The 18,153-nt window shown below is 61.3% G+C and carries 15 protein-coding genes; 11 read left to right on the forward strand and 4 right to left on the reverse strand.

The annotated features are described in order from the left end of the window. Nucleotides 1–4 precede the first annotated feature (4 nt). The 4 genes from BFX80_RS04650 to BFX80_RS17750 all read left to right on the forward strand — a co-directional run bounded on the left by BFX80_RS04650 (nt 5) and on the right by BFX80_RS17750 (nt 4,249). Nucleotides 5–709, forward strand: coding sequence for a glutathione S-transferase (locus tag BFX80_RS04650; RefSeq protein WP_084208070.1), 705 nt, complete (start codon nt 5–7; stop codon nt 707–709). A 234-nt stretch (nt 710–943) separates the two neighbouring features. Then, nucleotides 944–2,131, forward strand: coding sequence for a sensor domain-containing diguanylate cyclase (locus BFX80_RS04655; protein WP_084208071.1), 1,188 nt, complete (start codon nt 944–946; stop codon nt 2,129–2,131). 253 nt (nt 2,132–2,384) lie between these two features. Further along, complete coding sequence (locus BFX80_RS17745) at nt 2,385–3,581, forward strand: dihydroxyacetone kinase subunit DhaK (RefSeq protein ID WP_205632731.1); 1,197 nt, start codon at nt 2,385–2,387, stop codon at nt 3,579–3,581. A gap of 41 nt (nt 3,582–3,622) precedes the next feature. Beyond that, a complete protein-coding gene (locus BFX80_RS17750) occupies nt 3,623–4,249 on the forward strand; it encodes a dihydroxyacetone kinase subunit L (RefSeq protein WP_205632732.1) in 627 nt (208 codons plus the stop codon). A gap of 119 nt (nt 4,250–4,368) precedes the next feature. On the opposite strand, the gene BFX80_RS04665 is transcribed toward BFX80_RS17750, so the two are convergent. Both BFX80_RS04665 and BFX80_RS04670 read right to left on the reverse strand, forming a co-directional pair. Then, on the reverse strand, nt 4,369–5,253 hold the full coding sequence (locus BFX80_RS04665; RefSeq protein ID WP_084208072.1) for a DMT family transporter: 885 nt from the start codon (nt 5,251–5,253) through the stop codon (nt 4,369–4,371). Between the two features lie 142 nt (nt 5,254–5,395). Further along, on the reverse strand, nt 5,396–6,247 hold the full coding sequence (locus BFX80_RS04670) for an IclR family transcriptional regulator (RefSeq protein WP_084208073.1): 852 nt from the start codon (nt 6,245–6,247) through the stop codon (nt 5,396–5,398). Between the two features lie 253 nt (nt 6,248–6,500). On the opposite strand from BFX80_RS04670, the gene xsc reads away from it, so the two are divergent. The 4 genes from xsc to BFX80_RS04690 all read left to right on the forward strand — a co-directional run bounded on the left by xsc (nt 6,501) and on the right by BFX80_RS04690 (nt 11,656). Continuing rightward, the gene (gene xsc / locus BFX80_RS04675; RefSeq protein ID WP_084208074.1) at nt 6,501–8,321 is read left to right on the forward strand and encodes a sulfoacetaldehyde acetyltransferase; all 1,821 of its coding nucleotides are present in this window, start codon (nt 6,501–6,503) and stop codon (nt 8,319–8,321) included. A 153-nt stretch (nt 8,322–8,474) separates the two neighbouring features. Beyond that, a complete protein-coding gene (gene pta, locus BFX80_RS04680) occupies nt 8,475–9,494 on the forward strand; it encodes a phosphate acetyltransferase (RefSeq protein ID WP_084208075.1) in 1,020 nt (339 codons plus the stop codon). Nucleotides 9,495–9,743: 249 nt separating this feature from the next. After that, on the forward strand, nt 9,744–10,283 hold the full coding sequence (locus BFX80_RS04685) for a hypothetical protein (protein WP_205632733.1): 540 nt from the start codon (nt 9,744–9,746) through the stop codon (nt 10,281–10,283). A 56-nt stretch (nt 10,284–10,339) separates the two neighbouring features. Further along, nucleotides 10,340–11,656 carry an FRG domain-containing protein gene (locus BFX80_RS04690; RefSeq protein WP_084208077.1) on the forward strand — a complete coding sequence of 439 codons (1,317 nt, stop codon included), beginning with the start codon at nt 10,340–10,342 and terminating at the stop codon, nt 11,654–11,656. Between the two features lie 105 nt (nt 11,657–11,761). Here the strand turns inward: BFX80_RS04690 and BFX80_RS04695 are convergent, their stop codons facing one another. Both BFX80_RS04695 and BFX80_RS04700 read right to left on the reverse strand, forming a co-directional pair. Continuing rightward, nucleotides 11,762–13,510, reverse strand: a complete 1,749-nt coding sequence (locus BFX80_RS04695) for a cobaltochelatase CobT-related protein (RefSeq protein WP_084208078.1) — start codon at nt 13,508–13,510, stop codon at nt 11,762–11,764. Next, nucleotides 13,507–14,592, reverse strand: coding sequence for an AAA family ATPase (locus BFX80_RS04700; protein ID WP_240499673.1), 1,086 nt, complete (start codon nt 14,590–14,592; stop codon nt 13,507–13,509). Before BFX80_RS04700 ends, BFX80_RS04695 begins: the two co-directional genes overlap by 4 nt. A 194-nt stretch (nt 14,593–14,786) precedes the next feature. On the opposite strand from BFX80_RS04700, the gene thiO reads away from it, so the two are divergent. The 3 genes from thiO to BFX80_RS04715 all read left to right on the forward strand — a co-directional run bounded on the left by thiO (nt 14,787) and on the right by BFX80_RS04715 (nt 18,114). Next, complete coding sequence (gene thiO, locus BFX80_RS04705; protein WP_084208079.1) at nt 14,787–15,926, forward strand: glycine oxidase ThiO; 1,140 nt, start codon at nt 14,787–14,789, stop codon at nt 15,924–15,926. A 219-nt stretch (nt 15,927–16,145) separates the two neighbouring features. Beyond that, nucleotides 16,146–16,532, forward strand: a complete 387-nt coding sequence (locus BFX80_RS04710; protein ID WP_077374898.1) for a nuclear transport factor 2 family protein — start codon at nt 16,146–16,148, stop codon at nt 16,530–16,532. A 118-nt stretch (nt 16,533–16,650) separates the two neighbouring features. Further along, entirely contained in the window at nt 16,651–18,114 is a 1,464-nt protein-coding gene (locus BFX80_RS04715; protein ID WP_084208080.1) for an NAD(P)/FAD-dependent oxidoreductase, read from the forward strand. Nucleotides 18,115–18,153: the final 39 nt, after the last annotated feature.

Raw genomic sequence — 18,153 nt, forward strand, 5'->3', positions numbered from 1 at the left:
CGACATGATCACGGTGCACCATCTGGAAAACTCACGCTCGCAGCGCATTCTGTGGCTGTTGGAAGAGCTGAATCTGGAATACCGCCTGGAAATCCATGCCCGTGACGCCGGGAGCATGCGTGCGCCCCGGGCACTCAAGGACATCCACCCGCTGGGCAAGGCGCCGGTGATCACCGACACCACGCTGTCCGGTGACACGGGAGCGCCTGTCGTGGTCGCGGAGTCCGGCGCCATCATCGAATACCTCATCGATGTCTATGGCTCGCAGGGCAGTGGGGAGAGTGCCCACCTCAGACCTGCCCCCGGGACTCAGGCCGAGCGCGATTACCGTTTCTGGCTGCACTTCGCCGAAGGCTCCGCCATGCTGCCGCTGATGCTCAGGCTGGTGTTCTCGCGTCTCGACAAGCCACCGGTGCCGTGGCTGATCCGTCCGGTCGCCCGCCTGCTGGCCAAGGGAGTCAATGACAAGTTCATCAGCCCGGAGATCAAGGCGCACCTCACCTACATGGATACCTGTCTCGAACGTCGCCCCTGGCTTGCCGGTGACGCCCTGACCGGTGCCGATATCCAGATGAGCTTCCCGATCCAGGCGCTCGATACGCGTCAGGGGCTCAAGAATCATCCGAACATTCAGGACTGGCTGGCGCGCATCCGGGCGCGCGCCGCCTTCCAGCGCGCCGTGGACAAGGGTGGCGAACTGGCCCTCTGATCCCCGAGCGACCGGAGCGACACGTCGCCCCTGCACCCCCTGCGCAGACAGGGCGTGTGGACAGGGCATGTGAACAGGGCATGCAGACCGGCATGCAGGCAGCAAAGGCCGAGGTGGTGCGACATCGGGATGTCGCCTGGGCCATCACGCGGGTGATCGGGAATGTGATTCCCCCGCGAGGCTATCCGGGTGGGTGACGGGTAGCGGGACAGGGAGTCAACCGGGGACGAGGGAATGACACGCAAGAGTCTACGTGAGCAGTCGCTTGAGGCCACGATCCAGCAGATGGAGCGCGACAAGGCACGTCTGGAGCGCCGTGTCGCGAGTCTGGAGGAGAAGTTGTCGTCGACCCTCGACGGCACGGGCCTGCGTCTCTGGCAGCTGGAAGTTCCCACCGGCAAGCTCACCATCTTCAACTATCGCTGGGGGCGCATGCTGGGTTATCAGCCCGGCGAGTTGAACGCTCATTTCGATGTCTGGCGAGATCACCTCCATCCGGAAGACCGCGACGAGGTGCTCGCCAATCTCGAGGACCATCTTGCCGGGCGCACCGAAGTCTATCAGGTGGTGCATCGCATGCTGGCCCGAGACGGCAGCATCACCTGGGTCGCGGACAGGGGGCGAGTCGTCGAACGTGACGCGAATGGCAAGGCGCTGCGCCTGCTGGGCACCCATACCGACATCAGCCACGAGAAGGATTACGAGACTCGCCTCAATGCCCTGGCCAGCACCGATGCACTGACGGGACTTTCCAATCGCCAGGCCATCAATGGCTGGTTCAAGCGTCAGCTGGCGGACGACAGTGCGCTGTTGTTCATCGACGTGGATGGCTTCAAGCAGGTCAATGATGCGCTGGGACATCGTGCTGGCGATGAAGTGCTGGTATTGCTCGCCCACGGTCTCAATGAAGAGCTGCATCATCTGGGCGTCCATCACCACCTGGCCGCGCGCTTCGGTGGGGATGAGTTCCTGTTCCAGCTGCCGCGCATGACACCGGCGCGTATCGAGATGATCGTGCGGCGCTGGCTGGCACGCTTCGGCCAGCCCCTCGAGATCAGCACGGGACAGGCCAGCATCGGCCTGAGCATCGGGGTCTGCTTCGGCCGAGACGCCACCGGCAACTTCGCGACCGCACTGGAATATGCCGATCAGGCGATGTATCGCGTCAAGCGCAGCGGCAAGCACGGCTACCATCTGCATGCCCCCTTGCGGCATGGCGAGGCGCCCCACGTCAGCGCTTTGCAGGACTCTTCCTCCAGAGCGCGTCACGCCGCTGGCACCTCCCCGCGTCTGCCTCCCGAGATCCCCGTCGCCTCGCCGCTGGACACTCTGGCCCAGGCCTCCGCCGCGACACGCGCAGACAGCGCCACCCCCCTCACACCTGCGCGTGACCCCGCCCCCCGCCCGGTCATCGATGAGTGACAGCGCGGATGGCAGGCTGACGCCGCATTGCCATGTGCTTGTGCTATCACTGCCTCTCAGAACTTCTGTCATCTCGGAGCTTCTATCAGCTCGGAGCTTCTGTCAGCTCGGTATCGTCCTGTCATCTCTGTCTGCCTCGGGACTGATCGTCATGTCGGATGGCAATCCCGCATGGGCAATGGTTGACTGACACTGGCAGAGAGATGACAGGCGTCATGTCACCAGCAGGGCGAGGGTCCTCAAGGAGTGAAGGATGAGTCACAACGAGACAGGCCGACAGTGCGTCAATCAGTTCTTCCATCAGTCGGGCGATATCATCGGCGCGGCGCTTTCCGGCAGTGCCCAGTTGCAGCATCCCGATGGCAGTGGCCTGCGTCTGTCCGCGCCGGACAGCGGCATGCGCCTGGTGGTGCGCGATGACTGGCAGCGCGATCAGGTCGCGCTGATTTCCGGCGGGGGTTCCGGGCATGAGCCCGCGCATGCCGGTTTCGTCGGGGCCGGCATGCTCACCGCGGCGGTATGTGGCGAGCTGTTCGCCTCACCGACGGTGGAGGCGGTGCTCGCGGCGCTCAGAGAGGTGACCGGTGACGCGGGCACCCTGTTGATCGTCAAGAACTACACCGGAGACCGCCTCAATTTCGGTCTGGCGGCCGAACGGGCACGTCAGGAAGGACTCAAGGTCGAGATGGTCATCGTCGCCGATGATGTGGCGCTCCCTGACAACCCGCAGCCGCGCGGGCTGGCTGGCACCTTGCTGGTCCACAAGATCGCCGGGGCACTGGCGGCAGGCGGCGCGGATCTCGAGGAGGTCACCGCCGTGGCGCGCCGGGTGGCGGACAGCAGCTCGACCCTGGGCATGGCACTCGATGTCGGGCGTCATCCCGGCAAGCCGCGTGAGCCACGCGCGCCGGAGCTGGGACTCGGCATTCATGGCGAGCCGGGCGCCACCACGCTGGAGTTCGGCAGCCACGCCGGAGACTGCGACGTGCATGCCCTGATGGATCAGGTAGTGACGGCGCTGATACAGGGGCACTCGCGCAAGGAGGCCGGAGGTGACCTGCCCGCCACCGGCCATCTGCTGATGATCAATGATCTGGGTGGCTGCTCGGCATTGGAGCGCGCGGTCCTGCTCGACGAGGCGCTGGCGCATCCGTCGCTCAAGGCGCTGGGCATTCACGCCGTGGTGGGGCCGCAGCCGCTGATGACCTCACTGGACATGCACGGCTTCTCGCTGACGCTGTTGCCGCTGGACGGCTTGCTGGAAGAGGCACTGGATGCCCGCTGTGCGCCGCGTGCCTGGCCCGGTGTTCAGCGGGTGGTGCCGCTGGCGCATTTCACGCCTCGTCAGGAGGGGGGCGCACTGTTCAAGACGCCTCCACGCTTGCCGAGCGCGCCCGGGTCAAGGCCGATTGCCAGGCGCGTGCTGCCCGGGAAGGCCGGGCGAGGGTAGCGCTGCCGGGCGACCCTCAGGTCGAGCAGCGGCTGCGTGCTGTGCTGGAAGTCCTGCTGGCCAGTGAGGTGGATCTCGATCGTCTCGATGCCATCAGCGGGGACGGGGATACCGGCACCACCTTTGCCGGCGGTGCCCGTGCGGTGCTGGAAGCGCTGGAGGACTGTGAGCTGGCCTGTGGTGACAGTGGCGAGCTGATGACCTCCATCGGCAAGCAGCTGGCCTACGGCATGGGCGGTTCCAGTGGCGTGCTGCTCTCGACCCTGTTCACCGCGGCGGCGACGCGGTGGAAGATGCAAGCCAGCGAGGCAGACGCCCGTGCACCTGCCTCGCTGGGGCAGCGCTGGCATGAGGCGCTCGATCACGGCGTGGGGCGGATGCAGCATTACGGCGGCGCCGTGCGCGGGGACCGCAGCCTGCTGGATGCGCTGTTGCCGGCGTTGGACGCACTGCAGGCGTCGGTGCAGGGCGAGCGCATCGACTGGGCCGCGATGGCACGCGCCGCCCGCCAAGGGGCGGATGCCACCGCGGAGATGGCCAAGGCACGGGCCGGACGCTCCGCCTATGTGCCCGCCGCCCATCTGGTCGGCCACAACGACCCGGGCGCGGAAGCCGTGGCGCGTGTCTTCGAAGCGCTGGCGGACGCCGCCGAGGAAGCGGCGGGCTGATTCGATTGACCCGAATGACCCGCGTCTGAGCTCCCCAGATCCACAAAGCACTAAAACCAGAAGGCCCGCCCATGAACCTCACGTTCAGGGGCGGGCCTTCTGGCATTGCGCGGCAGCCGTCAGGCGACTTTCTGGCGAGTCGGCAGGCGAATCAGACGGGTGGCGATGGCGGTGCCCAGCAGGGTGATGCCCATGCCGGTGAGGATGCGCGCATCGATCACCTCATCGAGCAGCATGTTGCCCCACAGCAAGGCGCTGACCGGTACCAGGAAGGTGACGGAAGTGGTCGCGGTGGCGCCGGCGCTGGCCAGCAGGCGGAAGAAGATCAGGAAGGCGAGGCTGGTGCTGAGTACCGCCAGCGCGATGGCGCTGCCCCAGGCCTCCAGGCTGACGCTGGCCTGCGGCCACATCCACAGGCCCGGAACCAGCAACAGCAGGGACGACATCAGCGAGCTGCCCGCGGCCAGCACCGGTGAGGGCAGGTGGCTCAGGCGCTGGCGCGAGAAATTGGAGGCGAAGCCGTAGCAGAAGGTCGCCCCCAGGGCGGCGAGGATGAACCAGCCATCGCCGCCGAGCTGGAAATCGAGGCGGTCACTCGACAGCACATAGACCCCGCTGAAGGCCACGGCCAGCCCCAGATACTGTTGCTTCTGAATTGGCGTGGCGAACAGCGCCATGCCCAGCAGCGCGGTGAACAGCGGCGTGGTGGCGTTGATCAGCGAGGTGAAGCCGGCCTCCAGCTGGGTGGTGGCCAGCGCCAGCAGGCAGAAGGGCAGTGCCTGACTGGTCAGGCCCAGCACCGCAAGCGAGCCCTTGTGTTCCCACAGCATCTTCAGGCGGCCCGCGCCCAGCAGCAGCGGGGCCAGCACTAGCGCGCCGATGCCCATGCGCAGCAGAATCAATGTGGTCGGGCCGAATTCCGGCGCGGCCACGCGCATGAAGATGAAAGACATGCCCCACAGGGTGGACAGCAGGACAAGACGCAAGGCATCGCTGGCGGACATGGTGTTCTCGACGTGGCGTGTGGAAGGCAGTCCGCTAGGCTAGCCCCTCACGCGCATCACGGGAAGCACGACCTTGTGTCTGTCGCTGTCCAGCTTCTGCCCAGCTTCAGCCTAGCCCCAGCCTAGCCCCAGCCCGCTGGCCTCAGGAGGACGGAATCGCCCCACGCTGGATGGCGGCGATGTCCCGGGCGGCGCGTTCCAGTGCCGGCAGATGCTTGAGCATGTCCTCGCGCGACTGACGCATCACCGGCGCCTGGATCGCCACGCCGATGTTGGAGGGCCCGTCCGGGTTGGGTGCCAGCACCGCGATGCACACCAGCCCGGGCAGGAATTCCTCATCATCCAGTGCATAGCCTTGCCGGCGGACCTGCTCGATCTCGGCCTCGACGGAGTCGATGTCGGTCAGGGTATTGCGCGTCATCGCGTTCAGCGGTGTGCCCTTGAGCAGGCGGCGGCGCTGGGCGGGCGGCATCTGGGCCAGAAACAGCTTGCCGCTGGCGGAGCAATGCACCGGCACCCGGGAACCGGGATGCAGATAGAAGCGCAGCGGCGCCTGGGTCTCGACGCGATCCAGATACAGCACTTCGCTGCCCGACAGCGCGGTGATGTTGCAGCTTTCCCCCACCTCTTCCATCAGCCGGCTGAGCACGCCGTGGCGCGCGCCCTGCACGGTATCGTTGAGCAGCAGATTTTCCGCCAGACGGCGCAGCCGACTGCCCTTGCTGTAATGGCGGTTGTCCGCCTCGCGCTGCAGCATGCCGCTGCCTTCCAGCTGCTGGAGCATGCGATGCAGCGTCGGCTTGGGCAGGCCGGTCTCTTCCACCAGTCCCTGCAGCGTGAAGAACTGATCCTTGGCGGCGATCACCTCCAGCAGCGCCAGCAGACGCTGGGCGGGCGTATCGCCTTCTATCTTGCTGCCTTCCTTGCCGGTGTCCCTGTCAGCGTCCTTGCTGGCACGCGGCAGGCTTGCCTGGGGCTGGGTGGCACTGTTCATGGGCTATTCCCTCCTTCAATCCGTGCGCGGGGCAGTGTGGCGCCGAAACGCTCGGCCCGTCAGTGCCTTGCGTTGCTGTGCCTACTTTAACAGTACTCCATTCATCGGAAGAAGTTTCTAAAAAAGGAGTGTTTTTGATCATTTTCCGAAATCAGGCTTGACGGGCCGCGCGGCGAGGGCTAATTTTGGTCGCATGTTTCGGTAATCGGAACTAAATGTACCAATAAACATAAAATTGATAGTTGGAGACGCCATGAGCACTCAAGACAGCGCAGACAACCGCAAGGTCGTGCAGGGCAAGCAGAAGATGACGCCCTCCGAGGCTTTCGTGGAAACCATGGTCGCCAATGGCGTCACCGACATGTTCGGCATCATGGGTTCCGCCTTCATGGATGCGATGGACATCTTCGCGCCGGCCGGCATCCGTCTGATCCCGGTGGTGCATGAGCAGGGCGCCGCTCACATGGCCGACGGCTATGCGCGTGTCTCCGGTCGTCATGGCATGGTCATCGGCCAGAACGGCCCGGGCATCTCCAACTGCGTCACCGGCATCGCGGCCGCTTACTGGGCGCACAGCCCGGTGGTCATCGTCACCCCGGAAGCCGGCACCACCGGCATCGGCCTGGGCGGCTTCCAGGAATGCAAGCAGCTGCCGATGTTCCAGGAATTCACCAAGTACCAGGGCCACGTGACCCACCCGTCGCGCATGGCGGAATACACCGGCCGCTGCTTTGATCGCGCCATGTCCGAGATGGGCCCGACCCAGCTCAACATTCCGCGTGACTACTTCTACGGCGAGATCGAGTGCGAGATTCCCAAGCCGGCACGCGTGGACCGTGGCCCGGGTGGCAGCAAGAGTCTGGATGAGGCAGCCGAGCTGCTGGCCAGCGCCAGGTTCCCGGTCATCGTCTCCGGTGGCGGTGTGGTGATGGCGGATGGCGTCGAGGAGTGCAAGGCACTGGCAGAGCGTCTCGGCGCGCCGGTGGTCAACAGCTACCAGCACAACGATTCCTTCCCGGCCAGCCACCCGCTGTGGTGTGGTCCGCTCGGGTATCAGGGCTCCAAGGCGGGCATGAAGCTGATCGCGCAGGCCGATGTCGTCATCGCGCTGGGCACGCGTCTCGGGCCGTTCGGTACCCTGCCGCAGCACGGCATGGACTACTGGCCGAAGGACGCGAAGATCATCCAGATCGACGCCGACCACAAGATGCTGGGCCTGGTGAAGAAGATCTCCGTCGGCATCTGCGGTGACGCGCGTGAAGCGGCCATCGCCCTGACCGAGCGCCTGTCCGGTCGCAATCTGGAATGCGATGCCACCAAGGATTCGCGCCTCAGCACCATCCGCGAAGAGAAGGCCGCCTGGGAAGCCGAGCTTGACGAGTGGACCCACGAGAAGGACGCCTTCAGCCTCGACGCCATCGACGAGGCCAAGGATGAGAAGCCGTTCTCCGGCGGCGAATACCTGCACCCGCGTCAGGTCCTGCGCGAGCTGGAAAAGGCCATGCCGGAAGATGTCATGGTCTCCACCGACATCGGCAACATCAATTCCGTGGCCCATAGCTACCTGCGCTTCGACAAGCCGCGCAGCTTCTTCGCCCCGATGAGCTTCGGCAACTGCGGCTACGCCCTGCCGACCATCATGGGTGCCAAGACCGCCGCGCCGGAACGTCCGGCCATCGCCTACGCCGGAGACGGCGCCTGGGGCATGAGCCTGATGGAAATCATGACCGCCGTGCGTCACGACATTCCGGTCACCGCCGTCGTCTTCCACAACCGTCAGTGGGGCGCCGAGAAGAAGAACCAGGTCGAGTTCTACAACCGTCGCTTCGTCGCCGGTGAGCTGGACAACCAGAGCTTCGCCGAGATCGCACGCTCCATGGGGGCCGAAGGCATCACCGTCGACCGTCTGGAAGACGTGGGCCCGGCGCTCAAGAAGGCCATCGACATGCAGATGAACGAAGGCAAGACCTGCGTCATCGAGGTGATGTGTACGCGCGAACTGGGCGACCCGTTCCGCCGCGACGCCCTCAAGAAGCCGGTGCGTCTGCTCGAGAAGTATCAGGATTACGTGTAACGCCCGGTCCTTGCGCGCCTGAGTGGACAGGCGCGCAAGCGAACATGGCGCAACACGCAAGCTAGACGGAACCTCTCCCTTGCCCCGGCCATTTCTGATGTCCGGGGCTTTTTGGATGTGTCGGCTGCCTGCAGGGGCAGCGAGGAGACAGACATGAAGGCACTCAACAACATTCTGGCGCGGGCCAAGGCCGACCCGCGCCGTATCGTGCTCTGCGAAGGGCAGGACATGCGGGTGGTGCGGGCAGCGGTGAGCGCGGCGGAGCAGGGCCTGGCGCAGGTGATGCTGGTGGGCGACCCGACCGTCATCGCCGCCACCGCCAGAGAAGCCGGGCTCGAGGATGGCTCGCTGGGAAGGTGTGAGCTGATCGACCCCGCCACCTCCGAGCACACCGCCAGGCTTGCCGAGGCGCTGCACGCGCATCGCGCGGCCAAGGGCATGACGGCGGAGCAGGCCGCCGAGAAGATTCGTGATCCGCTGATATTCGCCAATATGCTGGTGCGCGAAGGGCTGGCGGATGGCTCGGTGGCGGGGGCGGTGAATACCACCGCCGATGTGGTGCGCAGCGCCATCCAGTTACTGGGCCTGGCGCCGGGCAGCAAGCTGGTCTCCAGCTTCTTTCTGATGATGCTGTGCAAGCCATTCCACAACCTGAAGGGCGGGATGATCTTCTCGGACTGCGGGCTGGTGATCGACCCCGACGCGGAAGAGCTTTCGCAGATCGCGCTGGCCGCCGCCGACAGCGCCCAGGCCCTGCTCGGGGAAGACCCACGGGTGGCGATGCTGTCGTTCTCCACCAATGGCAGCGCGCATCACGCTTCGGTGGACAAGGTGGTGCAGGCCGCGCATCTCGTGCGGGAGCAACGCCCGGAGATCGCCATCGATGAAGACGTGCAGCTCGACGCCGCCATCGTGGCGGAAATCGCCGAGCGCAAGCTGCCCACCTCACGCGTCAAAGGCACCTCCAACGTGCTGGTGTTCCCCAATCTGGAAGCCGGCAATATCGGCTACAAGCTCGCCGAACGCATCGGCGGCGCAGAAGCCATCGGCCCGCTACTCCAGGGCCTCGCCAAACCCGCCAACGACCTCTCGCGCGGCTGCTCCACCGCCGACATCCTCAATGTCATTGCGGTCACTGTCGTCCAGGCACAGCAGCGCACCCCGCAAGACTGATTTTCTCCTTCTTTTCCTTCTGTTAGCCGCTCACCGCGGATAGGGCAGGCGAAAGCCTGCCTATTATCTATGCAGTTGTGCTTTTCCTTTCATGTTAAGTGTGTTTTTAGCGTTAAATAGTTCTTTTGTAATTTTTGATGAATTGATCAATGACTTCTAATATTATTCAAACCGACTTCTGTTATTGTGAAGAAAAATAAACTGAGGGCTCCTATGAGATTTTATAATATTGACACTTTTGAACAGCGTATGGCTACTCAGTCAGTCTCAATAGCTTTCTTTTGTTTTAAATATCATAACTGCACTTTGGAAATTGCCTACTCTAGAAAGCAGCGTAAATTCATTATTGCTTTTGTCGATCATAACTTAGGGTTTACCTGCTCTGTTGATAATGGTTTTGTATGCTCTTATATAAATCATAAAGATGCTGTAAAACAATTAATGAGATGCCGTAACCACGATAAATATGATCCAAAGGACTTTCTTGAATTACTTAATGATTATTTGCCCGAAGCCAATTTTTGTCAGGTTAACGATAAGAGATATAACTATATTCTTAGTAGGGCTGTTTCTAACTTCGAAGATAGAATATATTTTAATCATTGGCGAAGCTCTAACATGTCTGATAGGCAGAAAGAGAAAACTATAGAGCTCATGGGATATGAAGTGTTGTATTTCTGCAAAGAAAATCATGTAATTCCAGTATTTTTTGCTCATCCTACATCTAGGACATTAGCCGCGTTTGAAGATTATAAAGCGGACTACTTTGTTAACGGCACTAAAATATAAATAAAGTAATTGCAGCTTCTTGGTTTCTAGCTTCAAAGCATACTTCGGAGAGTATTATGTACAATTTGTTAATTACATCAGAGGAAGGCGCTTGGGATAAAGAGAGTTATATCTATGACATAAGTAGGTTTCTTGAGTACACTCATGAAGATATAGCTTCGAAGTTTAAATTTGGCTCTAACTTATCTCTAGATGAAAAATTCATCTCATCGATAAAAAGCTACCCATGCCTATTTGTCTATGAAAGAGGTATGGGGGTAGCAAGAATGGGAAGTATCAATAATATTACGCGTGTTAGTAGAAGAAGAATAAAAATTGATTTTTCCATATATAGAGATTCTCCAGAGTTAAGTTATATAGACTTAGATATGCTTGGTAGTGATTTGGACATAAGGAAGTGGGAGATTAATCGTACGCATTGGGCAATTAAAGACATAGATCTATACAATGTGCTTTATGACTATATTGATCATAATATTCCATTTGGAGATGATAATGTAGGCGAAGAAGTTGATCTTCCTGAACAAAAAGAGCATGTTATAGTACATTCTGTTGTAGAATTTATTGAAGAGATATCGGTATTTAATGAGTTGAGGAGAGAGAGCGAAATATTCTATCGCGGACATTCTTGTGCAGGGAAGTATATGCTTGCCCCTTCACTTTTTAGAAAGGATGAAGAAGGTAATTATTTATACAAGGATAGAGAAGATGTGATATATCGCGAGCTAATGGTATCGAATTCAGGGGATTTTAGACATGATCATTATACCTTGGATAGTTTAGTGCGTATGCAGCACTACTCATTGCCTACTAGGTTATTAGACATCACTTCAAATCCTTTAATAGCCCTGTATTTCGCCTGTACCTCGAATCTTAATGAAGTCGGAGAGGTTATAATATTTACGATGGCTAAGGAGCGGATAAAATATTTTGACTCTGATATAGTGAGTTGTTTGGCGAATTTATCTAGACTCTCCTCGCACAGTAAAAAAGCCATAGATTTTTCTTTCTCTGAATTAAGTGAGTTCAATGATCAAGATTCAATAAAAAAGCTTATACATTTTGTTAAAGAAGAAAAAGGTTATTTCGAAGCAAAGATTAATCCTATAGATTTACAAAAAATAGTTTGTGTGAAGGTTAAAAGGAGTAATGATAGAATATCATCTCAGTCTGGTGCTTTTCTTCTATTCGGGCATGAAGTTATTTTTGATGAAGATGGTAATGAAGAAATCGATATAAATCGAATCAGAATTGTGAATAAAGAGTCAATATTACAAGAGCTAGATTTTCTTAATATAAATGAAAGCACTGTTTTTCCTTACATAGAGAATTCGGCAAAATATGTTGCAAGTAAGTATAGATTTGAAAATTAATGGCCTAGTATTGATGTTATAGATAATAAGTGAAGCTATATGGTGATGTTTTTTAGAGTAAGCAAAATAATTTCTAAATCCATGTTTTGTTAATTGTTTTGAGATTTACATCCCTTGATGCCGACACGCCAGCGCCATGTGATACACGATTTCATCGGCGAGGGCGTTGTCGAGGGTGCGCTCAAGATCGATGATCAGCTGATTGGGGTAGTAGGCGCTGAGGTCCAGCCCGACCCCGAGGCCGAGGATGGCCTGTCGGCCGGAGCGGGTCTGTTGCGCGACAACCTGCTTGAGGTGGCTGTCGAGGTATTGCTCGTCATTGGCGGTGTTGGTGGCGCTGTCACAGGGGCTGCCATCGGAGATGACGACCAGCAGACGGCGCGCGCCTTCGTCGGCAGGGGCGTTGTCTGCGAGACGTGAGCAGGCCCATTGCACGGCTTCGCCATCCACGCCTTCGCGGTAGAGATCGGCCTTGAGCAGGGCGCCGAAGTGGCGGCGCGCACGTCGCCACGCCAGTGAGGCGGGCTTGAAGATCAGATACTGCACTTCATTCAGGCGGCCCGGACGCGCGGGCTTGCCGGCGCGTCGCCAGTCCTTGAGGGCGCGGCCACCATTCCAGGCGCCAGTGGTGAAGCCGAGCACCTCGGTGGGCACACCGGCCATGTCCAGCGCGCGGGTGAGTATCTCGATCAGCATCGCCACCGCCTCGCCATGCACCTTCATCGAACCGGAGCAGTCGATCAGGAAACTGACCTGGGCACTGGCTTCGGGCACCCAACGCTCGCGCTGGAAGACCCGCCGCTCGGCCGGCGAGGAAATCACCTGACTCAGCCGCCGCCCATCGATGATTCCTTCCTCCTCCCCGAAGTGCCATCCCTCACGCTGTGGCGAGCTGAAATGCCGCGCCAGCTGACGTGCCAGGCGCCGCACGTTGATCTTCTGCTCCGCCAGACGCGTATCCAGCGCCTGACGATACTCATCGAGCAGGGCCGCGCGCATGCGCCTGGCCGGTTCCAGCTCGCGGTCATAGGCCGTGGTGAACACCTGATAGGGCAGCAATTCCTCCGGCGCGCCACGCCGGTGACTCGGCAGCGGCGATGCCGCCTGCTCCTCGAGCAGACTCGCTTCATCATCCTCGTTTTCCAGAAACAGCGCGAAGCGTTGTCTGGCCTCGGAGTCGTCATCTTCCTCGCCGTCCTGCTCCTCCAGCGATTCGGCCAGCTCCTGCTCCAGCCACAGGCTGATGCTCAGCGCATGCTGCTGATAGGCCGCCTGATCGAAACGCGTGCGTCTCAGCCCCGCCATGTCAGCGCCCAGCGCCTGATAGAAGGAGGCGCGCGTCGTCTCGATGTAATCCTCCGTCTCGTGGATCACCGCGCAGGCCATCAGGCGCGACCAGCACGACTGGATGACGCTGTAGATCAGGATGCCGCTGCTCGTCTCGGTCAGGCCCGCGTGATAGAAGGCCAGGCACCAGTCGGTGAAGCGCCGCGCCAGATTTTCCTTCACGCCGGGCATGTCAGGATCGACCAGCGCCTCGACGCGCAGCTGCTCAAGCAGGTCATAGATCAGACGGGTTTCCGGCAGCGCCGGGCGCGCCGCCAGATGCAGCGCCTCGTCGGTGTGGAGCAGGCGCAGCGCGATGGCATCGCTGACCGCGCGATAGTTGTCGAGCGTGCAGTCATCCTCCTCAAGGCGCAGATGCGGCGTGCGCAGTGGCAGCGCCTGCGCATGCCGACTCAGGCGCCGCCCTCGATAGGCCCAGCCGGCCTGACCGCTGAGTGCCCCGAGACTCGCCGCCGCAAGCTCCTCGAGATACTGCTGACGACGGCGTACCTGCTGGGCCGCACTCATGCCCGGGCTCCCTTGTCGATGTCCTGTTCACTCATCAGATCGCTCTCCATCAGCGCCGCGGATTCCTCAAGCTCCCTGGCGAAGCAGCGCTGATAGAACTCGGCGACCAGCGGGCGCTCATGCTCATCGCACTTGTTGAGGTAGGAGAGGCGGAAGGCCAGCGCCGGGTTGCGGAAGATCTCGCAGTTCTCCGCCCAGGTGATCACGGTACGCGGCGACATCAGGCTCGACAGATCACCATTGGCGAAGCCCTTGCGGGTGAGGTCCGCCACCGCGACCATCGCGCGAATCAGCGCCTGGCCACGCTCGTTGTCCTTGGCGGGCACGCGGGCCAGCACGATCTTCACTTCCTCATCACGCGGCAGGTAATCCAGCTTGGCGACGATGTTCCAGCGGTCGATCTGCGCATGGTTGAGCAGCTGGGTGCCGTGATAGAGCCCATCCTGATTGCCCAGCCCCACGGTATTGGCGGTGGCGAACAGCCGGAACTGCGGGTGCGGGCGAATCACGCGGTTCTGGTCCAGCAGGGTGAAGTGGCCGTCGCGCTCCAGAATGCGCTGGATGACGAACATCACGTCCGGGCGGCCGGCATCGTACTCATCGAAGATCAGCGCGATGGGGCGAGTGAGTGACCACGGCACGATGCCTTCCTGGAATTCGGTGACCTGCACGCCGTCGCGAATCACGATGGCGTCCTTGCCGACCAGATCCAGCCGGCTGACATGGCCATCGAGATTGACGCGCAGGCACGGCCAGTTGAGGCGCGCGGCGATCTGCTCGATATGGGTCGATTTGCCGGTGCCATGCAGGCCCTGAACCATCACGCGACGGTTGTTGGTGAAGCCGGCGAGGATGGCCAGCGTGACATCGGGATTGAAGCGATAGGCGTCATCAATTTCCGGCACGTGGGCGTCGCGCTCCAGAAAGACCGGCACCTTGAGATCACTGTCGATGCCGAACAGCTCGCGCACGCCGCGCAGCTCAGTGGGCTGCAACTGACCGGCGGGCAGTGGCTGCTCGGCATTGGCCTGGTCATTGCGCGGGTCGGCGCTGGCATGATGCATCGTGGTGGCGTCGCTCACGGGGTGTCTCCCTCGTCATTCTTGTCGGTGGCTGCCAGGCAGACCTGTATCGGGGAGGTCGGCAGACCTGTCGCGGAGACGCAGGAAACCGGGCAGCGGCAATGGCTTGAATATAGCTTTGTTTCTAAAAATAATGCAAATCGTATCGAAATATGAGATTTGTGATTATTCATTCCCCCGCAGGAGCAAGGCAGATGAGCGATACCCTGATCATTGGTGGCGGCGTGATGGGCATGATGATGGCGTGGCAGCTGGCCGAGGCCGGCCAGACGGTCACGCTGCTGGAGCGCGGCCAATGCGGACGCGAGGCGTCGTGGGCCGGGGGCGGCATCGTCTCGCCGCTGTATCCGTGGCGCTACTCGAGTGCCATCTCGTCGCTGTCACGCTGGTCAGAAGGCGAATACCCCAGGCTTGCCGAGGCGCTCAAGGAGGCCACCGGCATCGACCCCGAATACCGCCAGAAGGGCTTGATCTACCTGCGGGTGGAGGACGAGGCGCTGGCGCTGGACTGGGCGCACACTCAGCACAAGCCGTTGGAGGTGATCGGGCGGGAGGCGCTCTACGCGCGTGAGCCGTATCTGGCGGCGGGCCATCAGCAGGCGCTGTGGATGCCGACGCTGGGCAGCATCCGCAATCCGCGTCTCGGACAGGCGCTGCGTGCGCGTCTGTTGGCGCATGTGCGTGTCGAGGTGCGCGAAGGCTGCGAGGTGCAGGAGCTGATGATCGGCGCGGATCACCACGTCACGGGGGCACGGCTGGTTGATGAGACCGTCAGCGCAGACAGCGTCGTGGTGTGTGGCGGCGCCTGGAGCGGCAGGCTATTGGCCGCGGCCGGTGTACTGCTGCCGGTGCGCCCGGTGAAGGGCCAGATGATGGTGTTCAATCCGGTGGCGGCGGGGCTTTGCAGTGTGGACGAGCCACTATTGTCGCGGGTGGTGCTGTGCGATGGCCGCTACGTGATTCCGCGCGCCGATGGGCGGATTCTGATCGGCTCGACGCTGGAGCATCAGGACTTCGACAAGAGCACCACCGCGCAGGCGCGCGAATCACTGCATGCCAGCGCCGCGAGCATTCTGCCTGCGCTGGGTGAGCTTGAACCGGAGCATCACTGGGCCGGCCTGCGTCCGGGCACGCCGGATGGCACGCCCTTCATAGGCGCGGTGCCGGGGCTTCACGGCCTCTACGTGAATGCGGGCCACTACCGTAACGGCCTGGTGCTGGCGCCGGCTGCCACGCGTCTGCTCAGTGACCTCCTGCTGGGCCGTGAGAGCTTCATGTCGGCTCATGCCTTCACGCCACCGGGAGTCGAGATCGCCACCGCTCTGGCGAGTTGACCCCGCTGTCTCGCGCGGGCTTGCGGGGACGATGGGTCCAGTTGGCACCAAACACGCCGCAATGGCGTCAACTGGCCCAATCGCTGGCCGCCAACTGGTGCTAAAGGGCAGTGATGGCAGGGGCGTAGTCTCGGGGCATGGCGCAGCGATCGCTGCTGCCCTTGCTCAAACGACACGCTCGAACCACAAGCCCAACAACAAGACTGCGGAGCCCGACCCATGACCCACCAAGCCACCATCGAACTGCTGAGTGCCTTCTGCGATGCCCTCAACCGTCACGACATCGACGATTGCCTGTCGATGATGACCGATGACTGCGAATTCCTCGCCATCGCCGGGCCGGAACTCGAAGGCAAGACCTTCGCCGGTCAGGACGCAGTGCGCGCGGGCCTCTCCGCCGCCTGGCAGAACGCGCCGGATGCCCAGTGGATCGACGCGGAAATCTTCGCCGATGGCGAGCGTGGCTTCGTCATCAGCACCTACACCGGCACCACCGCCGATGGCGCGCGTAGCGAAGCGCGCATGATCGATGCCTTCACGCTGCGTGACGGCAAGATCGCGATCAAGAACGCCTTCCGCAAGAATCGTCCGCCCGTCAATGTCTGAGCGCCAGCGGCGCATCGATCAGGGAAGCGGTTTCTGAAGCTGTCTTTGCCCCGGGGGCAGCACGTCATGGCGTCAGGTTATGGCGTGCGCGCCCTGCGGGTGAGAGGAGGTGTTCGAGATGGAAACTATCGTGCAGCACGGCGCCCGGCCAGATGAGGTGGGCAGCGAGTCAGAGCAGCGCCCGGCCACTCAGGCTTCTCAGCCGTATGACCCGGCCTATGACCCGCTGGTGAGCGCCACCCCCGGCGAAGGGCGCGACTACGCGCCGACCTACTGGGTCGCCACCGCCGGTGAGCCGCCGCAGGATGATGGCCCGGTGATGGGCGATATCGACGCGGATGTGGTGATCGTCGGCTCCGGCTTCACCGGACTCACCGCCGCCATCGTGCTGGCCGAGAAATACGGCATCAAGGCCACCGTGCTGGAGGCCAATCGGGTCAGCTGGGGCTGCTCGACCCGCAATGGCGGCCAGGCGCAGTGCGCCACCGGTCGCCTCAAGCGTTCGCAGTGGATCGAGCGTTATGGTCTCGAGGCCGCCCATGGCCTGCATCGCGAGTGCGTCGAGGGCATGGAGAATTTCAAGGAACTGATCAAGGACATCGACTGCGATCCGCAGCCGGGCGGTCACCTGTACATCGCCCACCGCGAGCGCATGATGCCGGGGCTGGAGAAGGAGGCGCGCCTGTTGCGCGAGACCTTCCACTACGATGCCCGCATCATCGATGGCGCCACGGTGCGCAACGAGTGGGTCGGGGATGAAGAGGCCTGCGGCGCGATGCACGAGCCGGAAGGCATCGGCGTGCACCCGGGCAAGTTGGCCTTCGGCTATCTGCGCAAGGCGCGACGTCTGGGGGTGAAGGTACACCCGGCAAGCCCGGTGGAGAGCTGGGAGACCCGCGATGGCGTGCACTATCTGAGAACGCCGGGTGGCGTGGTCAAGGCGCGTTCGGTGGGCATGGCCACCGGCGGTTACACCTCCGGCAAGCTGCATCCGGAGCTCGACAAGCGCCTGATGCCGGTGCTCTCCAACTCGCTGGTGACGCGCCCGCTGACGGCGCAGGAAATCGAGGCGACACGCTTTCATACCCACCAGGTGCTGACCGACACTCGCGTGCTGCGCCATTACTACCGCCTGCTGCCGGACAACCGCCTGCAGATCGGCAGTCGCAGTGCCGTATCAGGCCGCGATGCACCCAAGGCGCAATACGAGCAGCTGCTGATCGCCGACATGCATCGCAAGTTCCCGGCGCTGACCGGCATCGAGGTCGATTACTCCTGGTGGGGCTGGGTGGATGTCAGTCACGACATGATGCCGCGTATCCATCAGCCGGACCCGAAGCAGAGCGTCTATTACGCCATGGGCTATGGCGGCAACGGCGTGATGTATTCCGCCCAGGCGGGCAAGCGTCTCGCCCAGTGGATCGCCAGGGACGCGGCGGATCTGGTGCTGCCGATCTTCCAGTCTCGCCTGCCGTATCCCAATGTGCTCAACAAGGTGGAGTCGCCGCTGTTCGCGCCATTCCGCCGTACTGGCCAGCGTTGCCTGTATCGCTGGTATGCGATGAAGGACGAGGCGCAGTAGCCTGCAATTGACATGGTCTGCAAGCACGATTGCCTGAAG

This window comes from Cobetia marina, from assembly GCF_001720485.1.
Lineage (GTDB): Bacteria > Pseudomonadota > Gammaproteobacteria > Pseudomonadales > Halomonadaceae > Cobetia > Cobetia marina.

Bases quoted from the DNA above. Each gene is read 5' to 3' on its own strand.
- pta (WP_084208075.1), top strand. From the start codon at position 8,475: ATGAAGGCACTCAACAACATTCTGGCGCGGGCCAAGGCCGACCCGCGC.
- BFX80_RS04695 (WP_084208078.1), bottom strand. From the start codon at position 13,510: ATGAGTGCGGCCCAGCAGGTACGCCGTCGTCAGCAGTATCTCGAGGAG.
- BFX80_RS17745 (WP_205632731.1), top strand. From the start codon at position 2,385: ATGAGTCACAACGAGACAGGCCGACAGTGCGTCAATCAGTTCTTCCAT.
- BFX80_RS04665 (WP_084208072.1), bottom strand. From the start codon at position 5,253: ATGTCCGCCAGCGATGCCTTGCGTCTTGTCCTGCTGTCCACCCTGTGG.
- xsc (WP_084208074.1), top strand. From the start codon at position 6,501: ATGAGCACTCAAGACAGCGCAGACAACCGCAAGGTCGTGCAGGGCAAG.
- BFX80_RS04650 (WP_084208070.1), top strand. From the start codon at position 5: ATGATCACGGTGCACCATCTGGAAAACTCACGCTCGCAGCGCATTCTG.
- BFX80_RS04670 (WP_084208073.1), bottom strand. From the start codon at position 6,247: ATGAACAGTGCCACCCAGCCCCAGGCAAGCCTGCCGCGTGCCAGCAAG.
- thiO (WP_084208079.1), top strand. From the start codon at position 14,787: ATGAGCGATACCCTGATCATTGGTGGCGGCGTGATGGGCATGATGATG.
- BFX80_RS04710 (WP_077374898.1), top strand. From the start codon at position 16,146: ATGACCCACCAAGCCACCATCGAACTGCTGAGTGCCTTCTGCGATGCC.
- BFX80_RS04690 (WP_084208077.1), top strand. From the start codon at position 10,340: ATGTACAATTTGTTAATTACATCAGAGGAAGGCGCTTGGGATAAAGAG.
- BFX80_RS04655 (WP_084208071.1), top strand. From the start codon at position 944: ATGACACGCAAGAGTCTACGTGAGCAGTCGCTTGAGGCCACGATCCAG.
- BFX80_RS04715 (WP_084208080.1), top strand. From the start codon at position 16,651: ATGGAAACTATCGTGCAGCACGGCGCCCGGCCAGATGAGGTGGGCAGC.
- BFX80_RS04685 (WP_205632733.1), top strand. From the start codon at position 9,744: ATGGCTACTCAGTCAGTCTCAATAGCTTTCTTTTGTTTTAAATATCAT.